Annotated in this window: 16 protein-coding genes; 6 read left to right on the plus strand and 10 right to left on the minus strand. The window is 75.3% G+C overall.

Annotated elements, in window-relative coordinates:
• Positions 1-181: 181 nt before the first annotated feature.
• On the minus strand, positions 182-2,842 hold the full coding sequence (locus tag ABEA15_RS18110; protein WP_345557745.1) for a PEP/pyruvate-binding domain-containing protein: 2,661 nt from the start codon (positions 2,840-2,842) through the stop codon (positions 182-184).
• A 427-nt stretch (positions 2,843-3,269) separates the two neighbouring features.
• Between ABEA15_RS18110 and ABEA15_RS18115 the strand changes: the two genes are divergently transcribed.
• Positions 3,270-3,662 (plus strand): VOC family protein, encoded by a 393-nt coding sequence (locus ABEA15_RS18115; RefSeq protein ID WP_345557747.1) that lies wholly within the window; start codon positions 3,270-3,272, stop codon positions 3,660-3,662.
• A gap of 138 nt (positions 3,663-3,800) precedes the next feature.
• On the opposite strand, the gene ABEA15_RS18120 is transcribed toward ABEA15_RS18115, so the two are convergent.
• A complete protein-coding gene (locus ABEA15_RS18120; RefSeq protein WP_311547695.1) occupies positions 3,801-4,004 on the minus strand; it encodes a cold-shock protein in 204 nt (67 codons plus the stop codon).
• A 780-nt stretch (positions 4,005-4,784) separates the two neighbouring features.
• On the opposite strand from ABEA15_RS18120, the gene ABEA15_RS18125 reads away from it, so the two are divergent.
• On the plus strand, positions 4,785-5,912 hold the full coding sequence (locus tag ABEA15_RS18125) for an MFS transporter (protein WP_345557749.1): 1,128 nt from the start codon (positions 4,785-4,787) through the stop codon (positions 5,910-5,912).
• 83 nt (positions 5,913-5,995) lie between these two features.
• Here the strand turns inward: ABEA15_RS18125 and ABEA15_RS18130 are convergent, their stop codons facing one another.
• From ABEA15_RS18130 to ABEA15_RS18150, 5 genes are all read right to left on the minus strand, one after another.
• Positions 5,996-7,600 carry a glucuronyl esterase domain-containing protein gene (locus ABEA15_RS18130; protein ID WP_345557751.1) on the minus strand — a complete coding sequence of 535 codons (1,605 nt, stop codon included), beginning with the start codon at positions 7,598-7,600 and terminating at the stop codon, positions 5,996-5,998.
• A 521-nt stretch (positions 7,601-8,121) separates the two neighbouring features.
• The gene (locus ABEA15_RS18135; RefSeq protein ID WP_345557753.1) at positions 8,122-8,877 is read right to left on the minus strand and encodes a dienelactone hydrolase family protein; all 756 of its coding nucleotides are present in this window, start codon (positions 8,875-8,877) and stop codon (positions 8,122-8,124) included.
• A gap of 426 nt (positions 8,878-9,303) precedes the next feature.
• The gene (locus ABEA15_RS18140) at positions 9,304-10,506 is read right to left on the minus strand and encodes an MFS transporter (protein ID WP_345557755.1); all 1,203 of its coding nucleotides are present in this window, start codon (positions 10,504-10,506) and stop codon (positions 9,304-9,306) included.
• Between the two features lie 430 nt (positions 10,507-10,936).
• The gene (locus ABEA15_RS18145) at positions 10,937-11,083 is read right to left on the minus strand and encodes a hypothetical protein (protein ID WP_345557757.1); all 147 of its coding nucleotides are present in this window, start codon (positions 11,081-11,083) and stop codon (positions 10,937-10,939) included.
• Positions 11,084-11,437: 354 nt separating this feature from the next.
• Positions 11,438-12,025, minus strand: coding sequence for a TetR/AcrR family transcriptional regulator (locus ABEA15_RS18150; RefSeq protein WP_345557759.1), 588 nt, complete (start codon positions 12,023-12,025; stop codon positions 11,438-11,440).
• Between the two features lie 72 nt (positions 12,026-12,097).
• Between ABEA15_RS18150 and ABEA15_RS18155 the strand changes: the two genes are divergently transcribed.
• The 4 genes from ABEA15_RS18155 to ABEA15_RS18170 all read left to right on the plus strand — a co-directional run bounded on the left by ABEA15_RS18155 (position 12,098) and on the right by ABEA15_RS18170 (position 15,486).
• Positions 12,098-12,934 (plus strand): class I SAM-dependent methyltransferase, encoded by an 837-nt coding sequence (locus ABEA15_RS18155; protein WP_345557761.1) that lies wholly within the window; start codon positions 12,098-12,100, stop codon positions 12,932-12,934.
• A 140-nt stretch (positions 12,935-13,074) separates the two neighbouring features.
• A complete protein-coding gene (locus tag ABEA15_RS18160) occupies positions 13,075-13,776 on the plus strand; it encodes a TetR/AcrR family transcriptional regulator (RefSeq protein WP_345557763.1) in 702 nt (233 codons plus the stop codon).
• A gap of 260 nt (positions 13,777-14,036) precedes the next feature.
• Positions 14,037-14,645, plus strand: coding sequence for a hypothetical protein (locus ABEA15_RS18165; protein WP_345557765.1), 609 nt, complete (start codon positions 14,037-14,039; stop codon positions 14,643-14,645).
• Positions 14,646-14,784: 139 nt separating this feature from the next.
• A complete protein-coding gene (locus tag ABEA15_RS18170; RefSeq protein ID WP_345557767.1) occupies positions 14,785-15,486 on the plus strand; it encodes a hypothetical protein in 702 nt (233 codons plus the stop codon).
• A gap of 83 nt (positions 15,487-15,569) precedes the next feature.
• Here the strand turns inward: ABEA15_RS18170 and ABEA15_RS18175 are convergent, their stop codons facing one another.
• The 3 genes from ABEA15_RS18175 to ABEA15_RS18185 all read right to left on the minus strand — a co-directional run bounded on the left by ABEA15_RS18175 (position 15,570) and on the right by ABEA15_RS18185 (position 20,043).
• On the minus strand, positions 15,570-17,630 hold the full coding sequence (locus ABEA15_RS18175; protein ID WP_345557769.1) for a beta-galactosidase: 2,061 nt from the start codon (positions 17,628-17,630) through the stop codon (positions 15,570-15,572).
• A gap of 41 nt (positions 17,631-17,671) precedes the next feature.
• Entirely contained in the window at positions 17,672-18,991 is a 1,320-nt protein-coding gene (locus tag ABEA15_RS18180; protein ID WP_345557771.1) for an ABC transporter substrate-binding protein, read from the minus strand.
• An 89-nt stretch (positions 18,992-19,080) separates the two neighbouring features.
• A complete protein-coding gene (locus tag ABEA15_RS18185) occupies positions 19,081-20,043 on the minus strand; it encodes a carbohydrate ABC transporter permease (protein WP_344144320.1) in 963 nt (320 codons plus the stop codon).
• Positions 20,044-20,045: the final 2 nt, after the last annotated feature.

The following is a 20,045-nucleotide window of genomic DNA, read 5'->3' on the forward strand; positions in this document are numbered from 1 at the left end:
CTCCTCGCTCCTTCCGTGCGGGACGGCGCGGTCGGCCTGTGCGGGCCCGGATCACCGCCATCCTGCACCATGCCCCGGCGTCGCGGCGCGCCGCGGGCGGCGGCGCGCGGACCGACCCCGGCGCCGCACCCGCGCGCCCGCCGCTCAGCCGGGCGAGTGCGGCACCGGCGCCGGAGCACCGTCACGGCGACTCCCGCCCGCCGGCCGCCGTCACGCGGCCGCGGTCGCCGTCCACCGCCACCGCCTGCCCGTCGGCCAGCGCCGCGGTCCCCGAGCCGGTGCCGAGTACCGCCGGTATGCCGTACTCCCGGGCCACGATCGCGGCGTGGGAGGCGGGCCCTCCGGTGTCGACCACGACCCCGCCGGCACGCTGGAACAGCGGCGTCCATGACGGGTTGGTGTAGGGGCAGACCAGGATCTCCCCCGCCTGCAGGCTCCCGAACGCGTCGCCGTCGAGGACGACCCGGACCCTGCCGGTCGCCCGGCCGCCTCCGCCGGGCGTGCCCGCCGCCAGGGCGTCGCCGGGGTCCGCGGAGTCAGGGAACAGCGTGGTCGCCGCGATCATGGGCGCCCCGGCGTACTCCGCGCGCCGCGCCGCACGCAGCCGCACGCGCTCGCGCAGCGCCCCGGCCCTGTCGGCGGCGACCCGCTCCGGCGCGTCCAGCCGCTCCAGCTCCTCCAGGCGCAGATGCCACACGTCCTCGGGCGCGTGCAGGACCCCCGCCGCGGCCAGGCGCCGGCCCGCCTCCAGCACCGCGCGCCGCAGCACGGGCAGCACCCGGGTGAACTCGAAGTGGGTGTCCTCCCGGAACGCTGTTCCGGTGCGGGCGGCCTCCACGCGCCGCCGCATCCGCGCTCGGGCGCGCGGCCGGTCGCGCAGGCGCGGGTGGTCGAGCACCTGTTCCACGGCCCGGCGCGGCGGATCGACGGGGCGCGGGTCCGCGCCGCCGCCGACGAGGCCCTGGACGGCGCCGAGGACGACCGCGGGGGCGTCGATCCAGGTCGGGGCAGAGAGCAGCAGCGCGCTCGCGGTCTCGCGGTGGCCGTACTCCGCCAGGAAGCCGTCCAGCGCCTCCCGGAACCCGGCGAGCTCCGGGGCCTCGCGCACGCGCTCCACCAGGGCCTGCGGATCTCCGGCGGCGAACGACGAGGCCAGCACGGGATCGGCGTCGACCCGCCGGGCCAGCTCGTTCAGCGCGAGGTTGCAGTCCGTCGTGCGGGTGCGCGCGCCCGCGACCAGGTCGGCGAAGAGTGCGCTCAGGCCGAGGCGGCGCAGCGCCAGCCGCAGCCGGACCAGCGCCAGTCCGGCCGCCGGCAGGTAGTCCACCCGGAGGGCGGTGGCCAGATCCACCGCGGCGGCCACGCGGTGCGGGATCCGCATCAGGTCGCGCCAAGCGAGGTCCGCGAGGCGGTCGGACTCCAGGTCGGCCACGCGCCGCTCGAACTCCGCGAGCCGGGGATCGCCGCGCCAGGCGGCGGGGTCGTAGCGGCGGATCCGCGAGGCCAGGCGGACCGGGGCGGTGAGCGTGCGCCACGTGGGCCGGGGCGCGGGCGGGGCGAAGCGGTCGACCACGCCGTCCACCTCGGGCAGTATGGCCGCGAAGTCCAGGCGAGCGCCGGGCAGCTCGGTCATCATCTCCTGCACCATGCGCCCGGGGCCGGGCAGGATCCAGGCTGTCACGTCCAGCGGGTAGGGGCGCACGGTGAACATCTCGTAGAGGGTGGGTGCCATGAAGCGCTGGAAGCGGTTCATCCGGACGGGGGCCGGCGGCAGCGCGGTGAGCGGCCGCGACTGCAGGAGCACGATCCGCCCGTCGGCGTAGGCCCATTCCGTGTCCTGCGGGCGGCCGAAGAAGCCGGCCACCGAGGCCCCCAGGGCGGCGAGCTCGGTGAGCGCCTCCTGCGGCAGGCTCCGCCGGCCGTCGGCGGCCCCCGTCCCGGCTTCCTCGACGGTCCCGCCGCCCTGCGCCGCACGCACGACGACCTCGCGGCGGCCGGGACTGAAGGTGCGGACGGCGCCGCCGGGGTCCAGGACGTAGTGGTCGGGGGTGACCGCGCCGGAGACCACGGCTTCACCCAGGCCGGGGCTGGCGTCGACCACCAGCTCCTCCCGGGACCCGGTGACCGGGTTCGCCGTGAACATGACCCCGGCGGCCTCGGCCTCGGCCATGGCCTGCACCACCACCGCGATGCGCACCTGCGCGGACTCCACACCCAGGCGGTGCCGGTAGGCGATGGCGCGGTCGGTCCACAGCGACGCCCAGCAGTCGCGGACCGCGTCGACGACCGCGTCGGCGCCGGCGACGTTGAGGTAGGTGTCCTGCTGCCCCGCGAATGCGGCGCCGGGCAGGTCCTCCGCGGTCGCGCTGGACCGCACGGCCACCGGGCCGCCGCCGAGGGCGGAGTAGGCGGCGGTAACGGCCGCACGCAGCTCGGCGGGGACCTGCGCGGCGGCGATCTCCGCGCGGACGGCGGCCCCGGCCGCCGCGGCGTCCACCCCGTCGGCGGTCTGCGCCTCAGCGAGGCGGGCCGCGATGCGGTCGGCCAGGCCGCCGCGTTCCAGCACCCGGGCGTAGGCGGCGGTGGTGACCACGAACCCGTCGGGCACCGGGTATCCGGCCTGCAGCAGCGCGCCGAGGTTGGCCCCCTTGCCGCCGGCGCTGTCGAGATCGGCGGCGCCGAAGGCGCTCAGCGGCCGGACCCCACCCGGCACGTCACCGCGCCCGCCGCGCGCGCCGTCCCGCGGAGCGGGGCGCGGCCGCTGCTGCTGCCCGGCAGCCTGCCCGGCGGCGCGCCGCGGCTCGCCCCCCTGCGTGGCGCGGTCCTGCTGCGGGGTCGTCATCATCCACTCCTCTGTCGGGAGGTCGTCCGGCTCGGACGCCCTCGCGGCCCCGAACTCCCCCGCGGGGGCGGACGCCACCTCGGCGAGGGGTCTCGCCCGGCGGGAGCACCGCGCCGGTGGCCGCGAGCGGCCCCGCCGGGACTCGCCGAATCTTAGAGCACGTTCCGTCCTCTAATGAGCGTAGGCGTCACCGGGGCTCCGCGCAATGCCCGCACCCGTGCGCGCCCGCGGCACCGCAGCGGATGCACGAGGGGAGCCGTCGCACGCCGCGTCCTCCGCGGTTCCCGCGGGCGGGGGCGGCGGGGAAGGCGGGCGAGGGGGCGGGAGCGGGCGGAGGATCACCCACCGCCGCCGGTTCGCCTGAGCACAGGCCGGGTAGGTGCGTGACCGTCGCGCGCTCCGCGGCTGCGAGTGGGAGGGGGTCGCCATGGCGACGGTCCACGTGCGCTACATCGTCGACGACGTCGACGCCGCCGTCGAGTTCTACCGCCTGCACCTGGGGTTCACCGTGGAGGCCAGGCCGGGGCCCGGCTTCGCGGTACTCGCGCGCGGGGACCTGCGGCTGCTGGCCAGCGCCGCGTCCGGTCCGGGCGGTGCGGCCCGGCCGATGCCCGACGGCCGAACGCCCCGGCCCGGCGGGTGGAACCGCATCCAGCTGCGGGTCGAGGACCTCGCCGCGGTGGTCGAAACGCTGCGCTCCGCCGGGGTGCGGTTTCGCGGCGACGTCGTCACCGGCCGCGGCGGCACGCAGGTCCTCGTGGAGGACCCGGCCGGCAACGCGGTGGAGCTGTTCCAGCCGTTCGCCCCCGAGTCCGGCTGACCGTGCCGCCGCCCCCTCGCAGAGCGCGAAGCGGTGCCGGCGGCCCGGTGAAACGACGACTGCCCCCGCCGCGGACGGCGGGGGCAGTGTCAGTGCTGGATGGCGCGGAGCGTCCGGTCTACCGGGGCCGCGCCGCCACTACACCGCGCGGACGCGCTCGGCCTGCGGGCCCTTGGGGCCCTGCGTGACGTCGAACTCGACGCGCTGGTTCTCATCGAGGTTGCGGAAGCCGCTGCCGTCGATGTTGCTGTAGTGGACGAAGACGTCCGGGCCGCCCTCATCCTGGCTGATGAAGCCGAAGCCTTTTTCGCCGTTGAACCACTTGACTGTTCCCTGAGCCATGACTGCCTCCTGGCAGGTCGACGGGTCGAATCCGATTTTCCGGATCCGCGATCGCTTTCAGAGCGCCCACCCACCATCCCTGGCTGCAGGATCACTCGCGTTGAAGACTGCGAGCGCAATACACGAAGTCAAATTCGTACAACGAAAACGCACGATCGCTCAGTAGAACAACCTACAGCATCAGGTATTCCCCCCGCGCGGTTCTTCGCATCCGGAGTGTCCGGGCTGCACCGGAGGGGCGGCGCCGCTCGGAGCGGCCGGCGGCCGCAGAAGGGCACCGGTGCCTTCTCGCCGGGCGCCGGGCGCACCGCCCGCACCGGCATCCCGGAACCACCCCGCACCCGCTCCGACCTGCGCAGAACGGACGGACCGGCCGCCACAGCGGCGGCCGCCGGGCGGTCGCCTGGGGCCGCGGGCCGCAGCGGTTCGGGGCCCGCGTGCCGCGCCTTCTCGGGCGCCGCGACAGCGGGGACCGCGCGCTAAACGCCCGCGCACCCCCCGGGAATGTGTCCTTCGTCTCCAGACCGCGCGCCGGCCCGCCGCGGTGGGCGGTCCGCGGTGGGCGCCCCGCGGACCCCGGCCGCCGGCGGTGGCCGACCATCGGCGCGGGCCTCTCACCTCTCCACCCGGACTCGGCCGGGGCCGGCCTGTTCTCCGGACGCCGCGCGGCGGCATCCTTGCGGCCGGGGACGGCGGCTCCGAGACTGGGAGCGGCGGGCCGGAGCGACGGATGGGTTGTGGGACGTGGTGAGCCCGGCGCGGCGGGCGTTGGCCGGAGCGGTGCTGCTCGATTTCGCGGTCGGCCCGCTGTTCCTCTGGGACGCCTTCAGCCGCGCGCTCTCCGCCGAGCTGGGCGTGCCGGGCCCGCAGCTGAGCCTGGCCTATGCCGTCGGCCTGGCGTCCTTCACCGCCGGCGTGCTCGCGGGCGGGCGGGCCGCCGACGCGGTGGCGCCGCGGCGGCTCGCCCTGGCCGTCGGCGCGGGGGTGGTCGTGGGCTTGGCGACGGCCGGGCTGGCGGTGTCGCTGCCGGTCCTCGTGCTCGGCTTCGGCGTCGTGCTGGGCGGATCGACGGGACTCGGCTACGCCACCGCCGTCCGCGTCGCCGGGACCTCCGCGACCAGGCGCGGGAGTGCGGTGGCGGTGGTGGTCAGCGCCTACGCCGCCGGCGCGGTCGTGCTGGCCCCGGTCGTCGGCGTCCTGCTGGAGACGGTGGGGCGCACCGGGATGTTCGCGGCCCTCGCGGTGCTGCTCGGCTGCCTGACGGCGTGCGCGAGCGCCCTGCTGCCCGGAGCGGTGCCGCCGGCCCGCTCCGCGCCGCCGCGAGCACCGGGCGCGCCGCGGCCCCCGGCGCTGCGCCCTTACAGCCGGCCGATCCTCGCGGCGTGGGCGATGTTCTGGCTGGGCAGTGCGCCGGCGCTGGTCGCGTTCGGGCACGCGGGCGGATTCGCCGGGGCGCCGGAGCTCGCGGTGGCGGCGGTGGCCCTGCTCAACGCGGGCAACTTCGCCGGGCGGCTGGCCGCGGGGCCGATCGCCGACCGGATCGGCCATGTCCCGGCCCTGCACGCCGCGGCGGCAGTGCTCGTCGGGGCGTGCCTGACGCTGGCCCTGGCCGACGGTCCCGGCGGCACGCTGGCGGCGCTGGGGGTCCTGGGCGCCCAGTACGGCGCCGTCTCGGTCCTCACGCCGATGGCGGTCGCCGAAGCCGTGCCCGCCGACAGGTTCGGCGCCGCCTACGGGCTGGTGTTCAGCGGATGGGGCGCCGTGGGCCTCGCCGGGCCGGTCGGCGCCGCCTGGCTGGCGGCGGACACCGGCTATCCGGCGGTCGCCGCCGTGCTCACCGGTGTCGCGGTGCTGTTCTGGGGCGCGGTCGCAGGGGTGTCGGCGGCCCGGTTCGCACCCGCCCGGTAGCCGCGGGCGGGTGCGAACCGGGGTCCCGCCACGGCGGCCGGTGCGGAGCCGAGTCGGGACTCCGCCGTCGCGGTCGCAGCCGGTCAGGAACCGGAGCAGCTGAGGCCGCTGGGTTCGGTGGTCGAGCCGGAGGCGACGAAACCGAAGGTGACGCTGCCGTCGGCGGGGAGTGCGCCGTTCCACTGCGTGTTGGTCACCGTGATGTCGCCGCTGGTGCCGGAGCTCTCGCCGTTCCAGATGTTGCTGAGGGACTGCCCGGGCGCCAGGGACATGTCGACGCTCCAGCCGTCGAGTGCACCGGAGGTGTCGTTGCGCACCGTCACCTCGCCCTGGTAGCCGCCGGACCAGGAGTTGACCGTCTGGTAGGCGGCGGTGCAGGTGCCGCTGCCGCCCGGATCGCCGCCGTCACCGGGGTCGTCTCCCCCGTCTCCCGGGTCTCCCCCGTCGCCGGGGTCGCCGCCGTCGTCGGTGAGTGTCGGCGTCTGCCAGTTCCGCCAGGCGGAGAGGTCGCCGGACTCGCTGGGCGAGATCCGGAACGCGCCCGGCGCGCTGCCCGAGTCCAGCAGGAACCGCTCGATGCTCTGCCGCATCGGGCCCTGCCATTGCGACCTGGTGGCGCAGTGGGTGCCGTCCTGGACGTCGGAGATGTAGGAGATGTTCTCCCCTGCCCCGAGCGCCCGGTAGACCTCGCGCCCGCCCAGGGCGGCCACGCTGCCGGACGTGGCGCCCAGCCAGTCCACGTGCGGGTTCTCCATGATGAGCAGGCCCCGCGGCGCGACCATGCCCACGATCTCGTGCGTGTCCACGGGAAGGGCGGCCGGGTTGCCGGTGTAGGAGCTGAAGGCGTCGCCCAGCCAGGGCTGCTCACCGTAGGCGCTGCTCAGCGGCTGCGCGCCGTCCTCCTGGGCGACCGAGCGGAAGGCGGGGACGCCGGCGGTGCCCGACTCTACGGGCATGGTCAGGTCGATGCGCTGGTCGAACGCGCCGGCCACGAAGGCGCCCTTGCCGAACCGGGAGCAGCCGGTGACACCGGTGCCGTCGGCGCGCAGGACGCTGCCGCCGGACTGCTCGATGACGTCGATGATCCGGCTGATGCCCCAGGACCAGGCCATCAGCAGCCCGGTGCCGCTGGAGGAGCCGTAGAGGTCGTAGAACGCGCCCTGCTTGCTGTTTCGCGAGGTGCCCTCGGCGCCGACCGCGAAGGGGTCGAAGTCGATTACGGCGGCGCCGGTAGACGTGATCGTCTGGGTGTCGGCTCCGAGCCCGCCGAGGACGACGACGGCGGGGAACGGGCCGGAGCCGCTCGGCAGGTCGACGCCGGCCGAGAAGCTGGTGCTGCGGCCCTGGTCGGTCACGTTCACGGTGATGCCGGAGCCGGAGACGGTGCCGCTGACCCTGTCCGGCGGCGCGGGCTTCTGGCCGTAGACGGAGCTCTCCGCCAGCTCCTTGATCTCGGCGCGGCGGCACCGCCATTCGGACGTGGTGCTGATCCGGGTGCCGTCCAGCTTCGTGAAGGGGTCGGGCAGCAGGGCCTCGGACATCTGCCCCGGATCGGGCACCGGGCAGTCGGCGCCGTCGTCCTCGTCGGCGAGGACGCCGGCCTGGGGCGTGAGGGTGGCGGCCAGGGTCAGGGCGGTGACGCAGGCCGCGCCCGCCCAGGCCCGCGGCCCGTATCGGCGGAAGCGCATTCGGACCTCCATGGGATGGCGCGCAGCCGAGAGCGGCGGCCCGGCGGCCAAGGGCGCCGGGCCGCGTACCCGCCGGTTCGCACCGGATTGGGGGATGTACGCCGTTCCGACCCGCCCGCGGCACCGCCGCGAGGGCGGCGGCCGGGTGTGTGTAGGCGCATGCTGACTCCCGGTAGGGGTGGATGTGCGTTGCACGGGCCGGAATCAGGCTTGAAAGCGATTCCATGGTAATGAAAAATTTCGGCCGCTTTCCAGAACTTTCGCGGCTCGATTTCCGGAATGTTTTGGAAAGCGCTCTGGCCTGCCCCGGAGCCGGGGTGGACGGGCTGGGCGGCTGCTCCACTCCCCCTACCCGGAACATGCGGCGGTGCGGGGCGGCCGGTCGCGCGGGGGCCGGCCCCTCCCGCGGCACGCCGCGGACGGCACACGGCCGCCCCGGGACGCACACGCACGCCGGCTACTCGGCGCGCGGGGCCCCGGGGCGGGCGCCGCCGGGGGCGGGCGCCGCGGGGAGCGGGCGCTCAGAGGGTGCGGCCGAACAGGTCCAGCAGCGCCTTCCAGTGGCGCTCGGTCGCCGCCTCGTCGTATGCGGCGGTGTCGGCCTGGGTGTAGCCGTGCTGCGCGCCCTCGTAAACCTCGGACGTGAAGCGCACGCCCGCCGCGGTCAGGGCCCGGTCGAGGCGGTCGATCTGCTCGGGCGGCATCGCGTGGTCCTTGTCGGCGTGGCCGAAGTACAGCTCGGCCGTGATGCGGTCGGCAAGCAGGTGCGGGCCGTCAGGAGCGTCGGGGGCCAGATTGGCGCCGTGGAATCCGGCCGCCGCGGCCACTCGATCGGCGTGGGTGGCGGCCGTGCGCAGGGACAGGATCGCGCCCATGCAGTAGCCGACGACGCCCGCCGGCCCGGCGGTGGCCTGGGGGACCTCGGCCAGGCGGTCCAGGTAGGCGCCGGCGTCGCGCACCACCTGCTCGGGCGTGAGCGACTGCATGATCGGACCGAGCCTCTCGAAGATCTCCGGGCGGTTGGAGGGGTCGATGAACTCCGGAATCTCGACGACCGGCGAGCGCCCGTGGCGGTAGTAGACGTTGGGCACCAGCACCGTGTAGCCGGCCGCGGCCAGGCGGGTCGCCATCCGCTTGAGCTGAGCGCGCAGCCCGAACGCGTCCATGTAGAGCAGGACGCCGGGATGGGTGCCGCCGTCGTCGGGGTGGGCGAGGTAGGCGTCGGCGACGCCGTCCTCGGTGGTGATGTCCACGGCGGTGCCGTACACGGTGGCCATGTGGGCTCCCTGGTAAGACGCGGAGACGGTTGCGGGCGGGCCGGGCCGGCCCCAAGATGCGCGCGCTCCGGCGCGGACGGCGGGAAGCTCGCCGCACGAGCGCGGCCGCCGTCCGCCGCGGATGCGCCGGCGGGACTCCTCCGGCACCGGCAAGGAGGCTACTCCCGCCGAGGCCGTGAAGCGGTCCGCCGCCTCCCCGAGCCGCCGAGCGGCACCTGCCGGCACGCGGCACAGCCGGAACCCCACCGACACCACCCGCTCCCCGTGCCGCCCAGTCCCCCGACCACCGCGGCCGGGGGTGTGGGGCTGCGGCGGGTGGTGGGCGGGGTGGGTGAGGTGGGTGGGGTGGGTGGGGGTCGGCATTCTACCGGGGCGTCTTCAGGCGAGGCGGGGGCCGCTGTGTTCACCGCCTGGGCGGGGGCCGGCTCACGGTTGCCTGCCGGCGGAGCCGTAGACGGCCTTGGTGGCCGCGAGGAGGACGGCGCTGACGAACCAGAGGGCACCGGCCGCGCCGGCGGCTCCCGCCACGGTGGCCGCGGCCGCGGGGATCGCGACCTGGCCGAGGCGGTTGCCCCACAGGCGCAGGGACAGGGCGGTGCCGCGCGTCTCGGGCGGGACGGCGCGCACGACCATGGTCATGGTCAGCGGCTGGCCGAGGCCCAGGAGGAAGCCGCCGAGGGCGAGCGCGATCCCCATGGCCGCGGTCCCCGACACCGGCAGCGCCACGGCGCTGAGAGCGGCGGCGGAACCGAGCGTGCTGGCCATGATCAGCAGGCGGCGGGACCAGCGCTGTACCAGCCGGTCCACCAGCAGGCGCGACAGGATCGACGCGGCCGCGCGGGTCGCCAGGAGGGCTCCGACGACCGCCGGGGTGATCCCGCGCTGTTCGGCGATGAGCGGCAGGTAGGCGGTCAGCAGGTCCACCGCCGCCAGCAGCGCGAGGCTGGTGAACAGGCCGGTGGGCACGCCGGGCCGGCGCAGCAGGTTCGCGATCGGCAGCGGCGCGGAGCCTCCGTCCCCGGTCCGCGGCCGGGTGGCCGACCAGAGTCCGAGGACCGCCGGCAGTCCCAGCGCCGCGGTCAGCGCCGCCACGAGCAGGGCCCGCTGGGTGGCGGACTCCAGGCCGGCGTCGGAGGAGGCGTCGGCGAGCAGCAGGCTGGTGAGGAGCGGCCCCACCAGCTGGCCGAGAGCCGCCGACGCCGTGAGCAGGCCGAAGTTGCGGTCGAGCCGTGCTTCGGCCGACCGCTGGGCGACGAGCCGCTGCGCGGCGACCATGAAGGTGAGGTGCCCGAGCCCCAGGACGGCGCTGCCCGCGGCGACGGTCGCCAACCGCTGGGACCCGGCCAGCAGCAGCGGAGCCAGCGCCATCAGCACGATGCCCGCGGCCACGATCCAGGCGGTGCGCCGGAGGCGGTCGCTGAGCCGCCCCAGGGGGACCGCGACGACCAGCGGAAGGATCGCGAACGCCGCCGTGATCAGGCCGACCGCGAACGCGTCGGCGCCCAGTGCGACGGACCGGTAGGAGATCAGCGGGCGGCACAGGTTGAGCGTGGTCTGGGAGGCGACCACGGTGACCAGCAGCCACCACAGCCAGCGGTCCCGCGGTGCGGCGCGGGGCGCAGCGCTCACGGGCGGTTCCGGTGCGGTGGCAAGGCGGCCATGGGTCCTCCTGAACAGGCGCGGCACCGTAGGTCCGGTCATCCTACGGGCCACCCGCCACGGTCCCGGCGAGCGCCCCTCGGTTCCACCCCGCCCCCGAACGGCCGGTGGTGCGCGCCTGCCCATAGCGAAGACGCGCAGGGACTCCGCACGCCGCACTCCCAGACGGGCCGCGGACGCAGGGAGCAGGGCAGCCGGCGTGGCCCTCGGCGGAGTGCGCGGAAGGCGGGGGAAGGCGGAAGACCCTCCGCGGCGCGTACGTACATGCGGGCACTGAACCGCCGCAGACGTCCTCCGCAGTCTCGAGGAGGCAGGACGCCGACCGGGTGCGGTGGCGCGGAAGGCGAAGGCGGCGCGGTGGCCCTGCTCCTCCACCATGCCGAAGCGGGTCGATCGATGATCACGACCGCTTGCGGACGGCGCGGTTGTAGGGGGCGGCGTCGCCGTGGCACGTCACCTCGGCGGCGACCGGGGCGGCAGCCGCCACCGGCCCTCGGGCGCCGGTCGCGAAGGCGGCGCCGGTGTCGCGCAGGCGGCGCAGCAGCACGGCCGCCGATACCAGCCGTGCGCCGGAGCGCAGCGGTCGGGAGCGCCCCGTGCACGTCGCCGCGGACGCAGGTGGGCTTTTCGGTGTCCCGCTCGTCGTAGCCGAGTGGCTCGGGGCCCTCGAAGGCCTCGCGGCGGAGGTGCCGCAGCAGCCTGTGAAGGGCGGGCGCCGCCGCGGTGGCCGGCCGGTGGACCGGGTCGCCGACGCGCCGCACGACGTTGCCGCCCCCCGCAGCGCGCCTTCGTCACCGTCGCGGGCCGCCCGCCGCGTGTTCGCCTTCCGCCCCCGCTCCGAGTTTCGCCAGCGCCCTGCCGCGCCCGGTCGCGCCGCGCCCCGCGCGCGGTGTCCGCGTGCCTACGGCAGGCAGCCGGCGACGGCGGCCGCCACGGCCTTGCGGACGGCAGCGGTGTCCGGGGGCCCGCTCGCGCGGTCGGCGAAGAGCAGGTGCCCGGAGCCGAGCAGCGCCGGCGCCAGCGCCTCGACGTCGGTCTCCGCGGCGATGCGCCCCAGTCGGCGCTCCGCCGCGAGGTAGTCGGCGAGCATGGCCGCGGTCTCGACCAGCAGGGGGACGCCCGTCGGCGTGGTCTCGCGGAGCCGGGCCCGCAGGCCGTCGCGGGAGATCACCAGGCTGACGACCGCCACGGCCACCGAATCGAACAGCTCCGCCAGCGCACCGGCGAGGTTGTCGACGACGGTGCCGGTACCCGCGGCTCCGCGCAGCGCGGCGGCCTGGCCGTCGAGCCGGGCAACCCGGTCCCGCACGAGCTCGGCGAGGAACGCGTCGAAGTCGGCGAAGTGCCGGTGCAGGACGCCCTTCGCACAGCCCGCCTCGTCCGTGACGGCGCGGCTGGTCAGCGCGTTCGGCCCGTCCCGCAGCAGGACCCGCTCCGCGGCGCCGAACAGTTGATCGCGCACGTCGCGGATGGCCGTCCCGGTCGGCACCGGTGCATCCCTCCCCACTGGTCCCCGCCCCACCCGATTGCCAGGTGGGCACGCGCCCACTAGTGTGGGCACATGCCCATTATAAGGCCGGAACCCACTCCCCCCGAGCCGCCGGAGCCCCAGGAGCCCCACCGGGCGCGCGAGGTCGCGGAGTCGTTCGGCACGGATCCCGAACGCTACGACCGCGCCCGCCCGCGCTACCCCGAAGCCCTGGTCCGGGCGATCACCGCCACGCTTTCCGGCCCCGATGTCCTCGACGCCGGCTGCGGCACCGGCGTCTCGGCCCGCCCGTTCCAGGAGGCCGGCTGCCGCGTGCTCGGTGTCGAGCCCGACGCCCGCATGGCCGAATGGGCGCGGCGGCACGGCACCGAGGTCGAGGTCGCCGAGTTCGAGTCCTGGGATGCCGCGGGCCGGTCGTTCGACGCCGTCGTCTCGGGCCAGGCCTGGCACTGGGTCGACCCCGACGCGGGCGCCGCGAAGGCGGCCGGGATACTGCGGCCGGGCGGGCGCCTGGCCGTGTTCTGGAACGCCGCCCGGCCGCCGCAGGCGCTGGCCGAGGCGTTCGACGCCGTCTACCGCCGGGTCATGCCCGACTTTCTCGCCCGCGCCCAGTGGGCGGCGACCGGCGCCCAGCCGTACGAGGCGATGTGCGATCGCGCGGCCGACGGGATCCGGGATTCCGGCGCGTTCGGCGCACCGGAGCGGTGGCGGTTCGACTGGGAGCGCACCTACACCCGCGAGGAGTGGCTCGACCAGGTGCCCACCACCGGCGGCCACACCCGGCTGGCGCCCGAGGACCTGGAGCGTGTGCTGGAAGGGGTCGGCGCGGCCGTCGACGCCTTCGGCGGCGCCTTCACGATGCCCTACACCACCGTCGTGGTCACCGCCGGCCGGACCGCGGCCGACTGACGCGACGGCGCGGGCGCGCTCGCCCCCCGCCGTCCGGTCGGCGGTCCTCCCGGCGGCCGACCGCCCCTGACCAGCGCCAAGAGGCCCAGACCACCGACTTTCGCAGATCAGGGATACCAATCCGCTGATACCATCGATCGGTGAACGAACGGGACGAGGTGCGCCGGCGGATCCTCGACGCGGCGGCCGAGCTGCTGCAGTCGCAGGGGCGCGACGCGGTGACCACGCGGGCCGTGAGCGCGGCGGCCGGGGTCCAGCCGCCCACCATCTACCGGCTCTTCACCGACATGGCCGGCCTCCTCGACGCCGTGGCCGCCGACGGGTTCGACACCTACCTGCTGCGCAAGTACGACCAGGAGCTGACCGACGACCCGGTCGAGGACCTGCGCACGGGCTGGGACGGGCACGTCGAGTTCGGTCTGGGCCACCCGGCCCACTACCTGCTGATGTACGGGCAGCCGGACCCCGGCCGCCGCTCGCCCGCCGCCGAGCGGGCGTCGCAGCGGCTGCACATGCTCGTGGGGCGCGTCGCCGAGGCGGGCAGGCTGGCGGTCAGCGTCGAGGCCGGGGCGGAGACCATCCACGCCGCCGGCAGCGGAGCCGTCCTCCACCTCATCAGCGCCCCGCCCGAAAAGCGGGACCCCGCCCTGTCGCGGCGGCTGCGCGAAGCGGCGATCGGCGCCATCACCGGCGCGGCGCCGCCCGGACCGCCCGACCACGCCCAGCGCGCGGCCGGGCTGAAGGCCGTGCTCGACGAGGCGGAGGGCCTGTTCACCGCCGGCGAACGCGCGCTGCTCGGCGAGTTCCTCGACCGCCTCGCCGGCGCCCCGCCGAGCGGCTGAGCCCGCTCTACGCGACTCCGGCCCCATCCGCGGCTCCCGGCACCCGCCCCGTTCCGCCGAGCCGGGTCCCAAGCCTTCGGGAGAGAGCTCCGGCGCCGGAAGCGCACGTGCGGGGAGCGTACGGGGAGAATGTCGGATTCGTAGGGATCTGTACTGATCTAGGCAGGCGCTGCGCGACCGGGTAGAGTTCCTGGCCGCCCCCTCGATCGGCACCGAGGCGGTCGACGGTCCCGCGCATCCCCCCGAGGCTCCGAGGATAGATGCCGCTCAGTTCCAGCGCCCCGAAGGCGGCCGCCGCAGTGCGGCCGCTTCTCGTGCTGGTCCTGGTGCTCCTGCCCGTCGCGGCCGTCCACGGGGTCGGCGGCGCACTGACGCACGGACATCCCCACTCCGCGGCGGGGCCCTCCCCGGCCGCGGCCCGCGCTGATGCCGATACCGGCCACGGGGTCCACTACCTGACGGTGTCGGCCAGGCACGGCGTCGGCGGAAGCCGCGCCGACCACGCCGACCACGCCGGTCACGGGACGCCCGCCGACCCGCACCGACATCACCACCAGCACGCCGCATCCTCCCAGGGCGAGTCCGCCCCCCGCCCCGCCTCCATCCCCGGCTCTGGCTCCGAGTCCGATTGCGGCTTCACCGAGCCGACTGAGGACGCCGGGGCGCACGCGCACGCCGACTGCATGGGCGTCGCTCCGGCGGCCGGCGTGTTCGCCATGGTCCTGTGGCCGGCCTTCCTCTCGGTCGGCCCGCGCGTCCCGGCGCCCTCAGCGCCGCGGGCGATCGCGGTCCGCGGACGGCGGCGCCGCCGCAGGCGCCTTCGGCGCACCCGGCTGCGCCTGGCCGAACTCTCGGTTCTGCGGGTCTAGATGCCCGCCGCCGCCCGGCGCCCGTCCCCTGCGGACCGGCGCCGCTGTCGGCACGGCATCACCGGCGCGGCACGGCCGCGCCCGGGTCCTTCGGGCCTACGGGCCCGCTATCGCACGAACGATCGGGAGCTCGTCCACCATGAACCAGTCTCGCCGCGCCCGAAAGCGGCGCGCCAGCCACACCGCGCGCTACATCGCCGCGGCGGCCTCCATCGCCGCCGCCCAGATCCACGTCGTCATGGCACCTGTGCACGCCTCGGAATGGCCCGCATCGGGCGTCTTCTTCGTTCTGCTGGGCGTATTCCAGGTGCTGTGGGGCGTGGCCGTGCTCCGCTGGAGCGATCCGCTGCTGCTCGGCGCCGGAGCCGCGGCCAACGCGGGCGCCCTAGCACTGTGGGGCTTCAGCCGCGTCGCCGGCATGCCGTTCGGCCCGCACGCCGGCACCCCCGAGGCGGTGGGGACCACCGGCCTGGTGAACGCCGGCCTGGAAGCCGTTCTCATCCTGGCGGTCGCGGCGGCCCTGCTGTGGCGCACCGCCAGGCCGGAGCCGGGTGCGGCGGCCATGGGCGTCGCCGCCGCGGCGGTGCTGGCCGCCACCTTCGCCACCGCGGCCGCCGTCGCCGAGTCCGACGAGCACGGCCACGGCGGGTCCGGGGGCCACGGCGGATCCGGCGGTTCGCAGTCCGGCCACGGGGGCCACGACCACGGCGGCGACGGGTCCGGCGATCCGTCGGCCGAATCCTCGGCCGGCTCCTCCGCCGAGCCGTCCCCGGCGGACCCGTCCGGCACTTCCTCCCCGGAGGTCCCGCCGGGGCACGAGGGGCACGACCACGAGCACTGAGCCCGCCCCACCGTCCCGCCCACCGCCCCGGCGGGGCGGTGGGCGGGACGGACGGGGACGGCGGTGCGGCGCGGTGCGCCGACTCAGGCGGCCGGGCGGCGCAGCACCGCCGCGCCGCGCGGCGGGAGGAGGCGGGCGCCGCCGTCCGGCGCGCCGGCGGGGTCGAGGGGGTCCCCGCCGAGGTCGGCCAGGTCCACCGGCTCGGCGGTGCGGTTGACGAGGAACCAGTACTCCGCCGCGTCGTCGGCGCGCACCGCCAGCTCGACGCGCCCGCGCAGCCGCGGCGGCAGCTCGCCGGCGACACCGGCCTGGGCGAGCAGGCGGGCCGCGACGCCGGTCAGGCCCTGAGCGCCGAGCCGCGTGGACACGTAGGCGGCCGAGCCCGCGCCGGCGCTGCGGCGGGTGATAGCGGCCTGTCCCGCACGCGGGCCGTCGGCGTAGGAGGCGAGCACCTCGACCTGCGGGTCGGTGACGGTGATGTCGTCGCTCCACAGGGTGCCTGCCAAGCCGTCGTCGAGGCGGACCCGCTCGTCGGGCAGCAGCGGCGCGAACTCCTCGATGCGCAGGCCCAGCAGCTCGCGCAGCGGGCCGGGGTAGCCGCCGAGCCAGGCGTGGTCGTTCTCGTCGACGACGCCGGAGAAGTAGGTGGTGACCAGGTGCCCGCCGCCCTCGGTGTAGCGGACGAGCTCCTTGGCCTGGTCCTCGCCCACCATGTGCAGGATGGGCGCGACCACCACTTGGTAGTCCTCCAGCGGGGTGCCCAGCGGTACCACGTCGGCGCGCACGCCGCGCGCGAGCATCGCCGAGTACCAGTCCAGCGCCTCCTGGCGGTAGCGCAGCAGCGAGGAGGGGTGCGAGTCCTGCTCGCTGGCCCACCACGACTCCCAGTCGAACAGGATCGCCACCGGTGCGGGCTTGCGGCGCGACCCGGCCAGCGGCGCGAGCCCGTCGAGCCGCCGCCCCAGGTCGGCCACCGCGCGGAAGACCGCGCTCTCGGGGCCGGCGTGGGGCACCATCGCCGAGTGGTACTTCTCGGCTCCCGCGGCGGACTGGCGCCACTGGAAGAAGCACACCGCGTCCGCGCCGTGGGCCACGTGCAGCAGCGAGTCGCGCGCCAGCTCGCCGGGCGCCTTGGCGCGGTTGACCGGCTGCCAGTTGACGGCGCTGGTGGAGTGCTCCATCAGGAACCACGGGCGCCCGCCGGCGATGTTGCCGGTGAGGTTGGCCGAGAACGACAGCTCGTCCAGGGCCTGGGCTCCGGGGCGGACGTAGTGGTCGTTGGAGACGAAGTCGACCTCGCCCGCCCAGTCCGCGTAGTGCATCCCCCGGGTCTCCCCCATCACCATGAAGTTGGTGGTGATCGGGACGTCGGGGGTCACCGACTCCAGCACCTCGCGTTCGGCCCGCAGGTACTCCTTGAGCGCGTCGGAGGAGAAGCGCTTGAAGTCCAGCTGCTGAGTGGGGTTGGGGTGGGATGCGGCCAGCCGGGGCGGCAGGACCTGGTCGAAGGCGGTGTAGCGCTGCGACCAGAACGCGGTGCCCCAGGCGGTGTTGAGCCGCTCGACGGTGCCGTAGCGGTCGCGCAGCCAGGTGCGGAACGCCGCCGCGGCGTCGTCGGAGTAGTCGTAGACGTTGTGGCAGCCCAGCTCGTTGGAGATGTGCCAGGCGGTCAGGGCGGGGTGGTCGGCGTAGCGGCGGGCCACGGTCTCGGCCAGCCGCAGCGCGTGGGTGCGGAACACCGGCGAGGTGGGACGCCAGTGCTGGCGCGCCCCCGGCCAGACGGTCTCGCCGGCGGCCGTGACCGGCAGGATCTCGGGGTGCAGGGTGGTCAGCCACGGCGGCGGGGAAGCGGTCGCCGTGGCGAGGTCCACGGCGATGCCGTTCGCGTGCAGCAGGTCCATGGCCTCGTCCAGCCACGCGAAGTCCCACTCGTCGGGCCCGGGCTGGATGCGGGCCCAGGAGAAGACGCCCAGCGAGACGATGTTCACGCCCGCTTCGCGCATCAGCCGGACGTCCTCGTCCCAGACCGCGCGCGGCCACTGCTCGGGGTTGTAGTCGGCGCCGTAGGCCAGTCTCCGGCCCGAGCCGCGCCCGGCGGTGCTCTCGGGCCAGCGCAGCCAGCGGTGGGGTCGGGCAGCAGCCATCGTGTTCCCGGGTTTCCTTTCGTGCGTCGCGTGCGGGGCGGTCACTTGTTGACGGTGAAGCCCTGCTGTTTTCCGTACTCGACGATCTGCGTCTGCCAGGCGGCGAGCCCTTCCTTCAGCGTGGTGTCGGAGACGTAGGCCTTGCCGACGGTGTCGTTGAACACCTCGTTGGCGTAGACCTGGTAGGGCAGGTAGGACCAGCCCTCGACCACGTTCCCGGCCGACTCGGCGAAGACCTTGTTGGCCTGCTGGCCGCCGAAGTACTCGAACTCGCGGGAGAGGAACTCCTCGGACTCCAGGTCGGCGGTCGTGGCGGGGAAGGCGCCCTCGGCGAGCCGTGTGGCCACACCGTCGCCGGTCGTCGCGTACTCGGCGAAGGCGTAGGCCAGCTCCTTGTTCCGGCCGGCCTCGGGCACGGCCAGCGAGCTGCCGCCGTTCTCCGCGCTGGCGCTCGCGCCCTCCTCCCACTGCGGCAGCGGGGCCACGCGCCAGGAACCGGCGCCGTCGGCGACGCTGGACTCCAGGTTGGCGGGCATCCAGGCGCCCGCGACGACGCTGGCGATGGTGCCGTCGGCCATGCCCTGGAACCACTCGTCGGTCCAGGAGTTGACGGGGGCGACGAGGTCGTCGTCGAGGAGCTGCTGCCAGGTCTCGGCGTAGGTCGTGGAGCCCTCGTCGGTGAAGTCGACGGTCACGTCGGTGCCGTCGACGGCGAACGGCTGCCCGCCCGCCTGCCAGATGAGGCTGGTGGCGAGGCCGGCCTCGCCGGTGTCGCTGGTGATGTAGGCGTCGGAGTCGGCCTTGTGCAGTCTGCGGCCGGCCTCGACGTACTCCTCCCAGGTGGAGGGCACCTCGATGCCGTGCTCGTCGAAGACGTCCTTGTTGTAGAACAGCGCCATCGGGCCGGAGTCCATGGGCATCCCGTAGACGCCGCCCTCAAGGTTCACCGAGCTCCACGGGCCCTTGGAGAACGTGCCGTCGAGGTCGGCGGCGCCCATGGACGACAGGTCGGCCACCGACTCGCCGACGGCGAACTGGCTCAGCGCGAAGTACTCGATCTGGGCGAGGTCGGGCACGCCCGAGCCGGCCTTGATGGCGTTCTGCAGGGCGGAGTACTGGTCGGGGCCGGTTCCGGCGTTGACGAGCTCGACGTCGACGTTCGGGTGCTCCTTCTCGAAGCCCTTGACGACGGACTTGAGCGTGGGCTCCCAAGCCCACACGGTGATTTTGCCGCCCTCCTCAAGGGCGGACTGGACGTCGCCGGCGGAGGACCCGCCGCCGGAGCCGCAGGCGGTGACGCCGAGCAGGAGGGCGGCGGCCATGCCGAGTCCGCGCATCGGGGTGCGCAAAGCTGGAGTCATGGTGTCTCACTTCTTTCCGGGGGGAGGTGTTCGGGTTCGGTCCGGTGTCGGGTGTGGGACGGGGGACGGGTGTGCGGTAGGGCGCCGGTTCAGCCCTTGACGCTTCCGGCGGCCAGGCCCGACTGCCAGAAGCGCTGCAGCAGCAGGAACGCGATGATCAGCGGGACGATGCTGAGCAGCGAGCCGGTGATGACGAGGTCGAACACGGCTTCGCCGCCGGCCGTGGACGCCTGGTCGTTCCAGGCGTCCAGGCCCAGCGTCAGCGGGTACCAGTCGGGGTTCTTCAGCATGATCAGCGGCAGAAAGTAGTTGTTCCAGGTCGCGACCATGGTGAACAGCGCGACGGTGACGGTGCCCGGCCCGAGCAGGGGCAGGGCGATGCGGACGAAGGTGCGCAGCTCGCCCGACCCGTCGATGCGCGCGGCCTCCAGGAGTTCGTCCGGGATCGCGTCCACGGCGAAGACCCACATCAGGTAGAGGCCGAACGGCGAGATGAGCGAGGGGATGATCACCGACCACGGGGTGTTGGTCAGTCCCACCTCGCTGAACATCAGGAAGGTCGGCACGGCCAGCGCGGTGCCGGGCACCGCGACGGCGCCGATGACGACCGCGAAGACCGCGCGCTTGCCGGGGAAGTCGAACTTGGCCAGGGCGTAGCCGCCGAGCACGGCCAGCAGGGTGGCGCCGCCGGCGCCGAGCACGACGTAGAGCACGGTGTTGAGCAGCCAGCGGCCGAAGATGCCGCCGTCGTAGGTCAGCGTGTCGGCGATGTTGGTGAACAGGGCGAAGTCGCCGCTGAACCAGAGGCCGAAGGAGCCGAACAGGTCGGCCTGGGTCTTGGTCGCGTTGATCGCCAGCCAGATCAGCGGGAGCAGCGAGTAGACCAGGACGAGCCCGGTGAGCAGCGTCAGGACGACGCTGCGGCGCGGCGCGGTGCCGCTCCCGGCGCGCCGCCCGGCGCGTCTGGGTGCGCGCACCCGTGCGCCGGCGGTGCGCGTGCTCGTGGCGCCGGGGCGGGAGGAGGGCGTGGAGGCGGGGGCCGAGGTGCTCATGC

The sequence above is a fragment of the Streptomonospora halophila genome (genome assembly GCF_039542725.1).
Lineage (GTDB): Bacteria > Actinomycetota > Actinomycetes > Streptosporangiales > Streptosporangiaceae > Streptomonospora > Streptomonospora halophila.

What these genes read in the sequence shown, in the direction of transcription:
- ABEA15_RS18110 (WP_345557745.1), bottom strand. Translation starts at nt 2,842, where the DNA reads ATGACGACCCCGCAGCAGGACCGCGCCACGCAGGGGGGCGAGCCGCGG.
- ABEA15_RS18115 (WP_345557747.1), top strand. Translation starts at nt 3,270, where the DNA reads ATGGCGACGGTCCACGTGCGCTACATCGTCGACGACGTCGACGCCGCC.
- ABEA15_RS18120 (WP_311547695.1), bottom strand. Translation starts at nt 4,004, where the DNA reads ATGGCTCAGGGAACAGTCAAGTGGTTCAACGGCGAAAAAGGCTTCGGC.
- ABEA15_RS18130 (WP_345557751.1), bottom strand. Translation starts at nt 7,600, where the DNA reads ATGCGCTTCCGCCGATACGGGCCGCGGGCCTGGGCGGGCGCGGCCTGC.
- ABEA15_RS18135 (WP_345557753.1), bottom strand. Translation starts at nt 8,877, where the DNA reads ATGGCCACCGTGTACGGCACCGCCGTGGACATCACCACCGAGGACGGC.
- ABEA15_RS18155 (WP_345557761.1), top strand. Translation starts at nt 12,098, where the DNA reads ATGCCCATTATAAGGCCGGAACCCACTCCCCCCGAGCCGCCGGAGCCC.
- ABEA15_RS18165 (WP_345557765.1), top strand. Translation starts at nt 14,037, where the DNA reads ATGCCGCTCAGTTCCAGCGCCCCGAAGGCGGCCGCCGCAGTGCGGCCG.
- ABEA15_RS18170 (WP_345557767.1), top strand. Translation starts at nt 14,785, where the DNA reads ATGAACCAGTCTCGCCGCGCCCGAAAGCGGCGCGCCAGCCACACCGCG.
- ABEA15_RS18175 (WP_345557769.1), bottom strand. Translation starts at nt 17,630, where the DNA reads ATGGCTGCTGCCCGACCCCACCGCTGGCTGCGCTGGCCCGAGAGCACC.
- ABEA15_RS18180 (WP_345557771.1), bottom strand. Translation starts at nt 18,991, where the DNA reads ATGACTCCAGCTTTGCGCACCCCGATGCGCGGACTCGGCATGGCCGCC.
- ABEA15_RS18185 (WP_344144320.1), bottom strand. Translation starts at nt 20,043, where the DNA reads ATGAGCACCTCGGCCCCCGCCTCCACGCCCTCCTCCCGCCCCGGCGCC.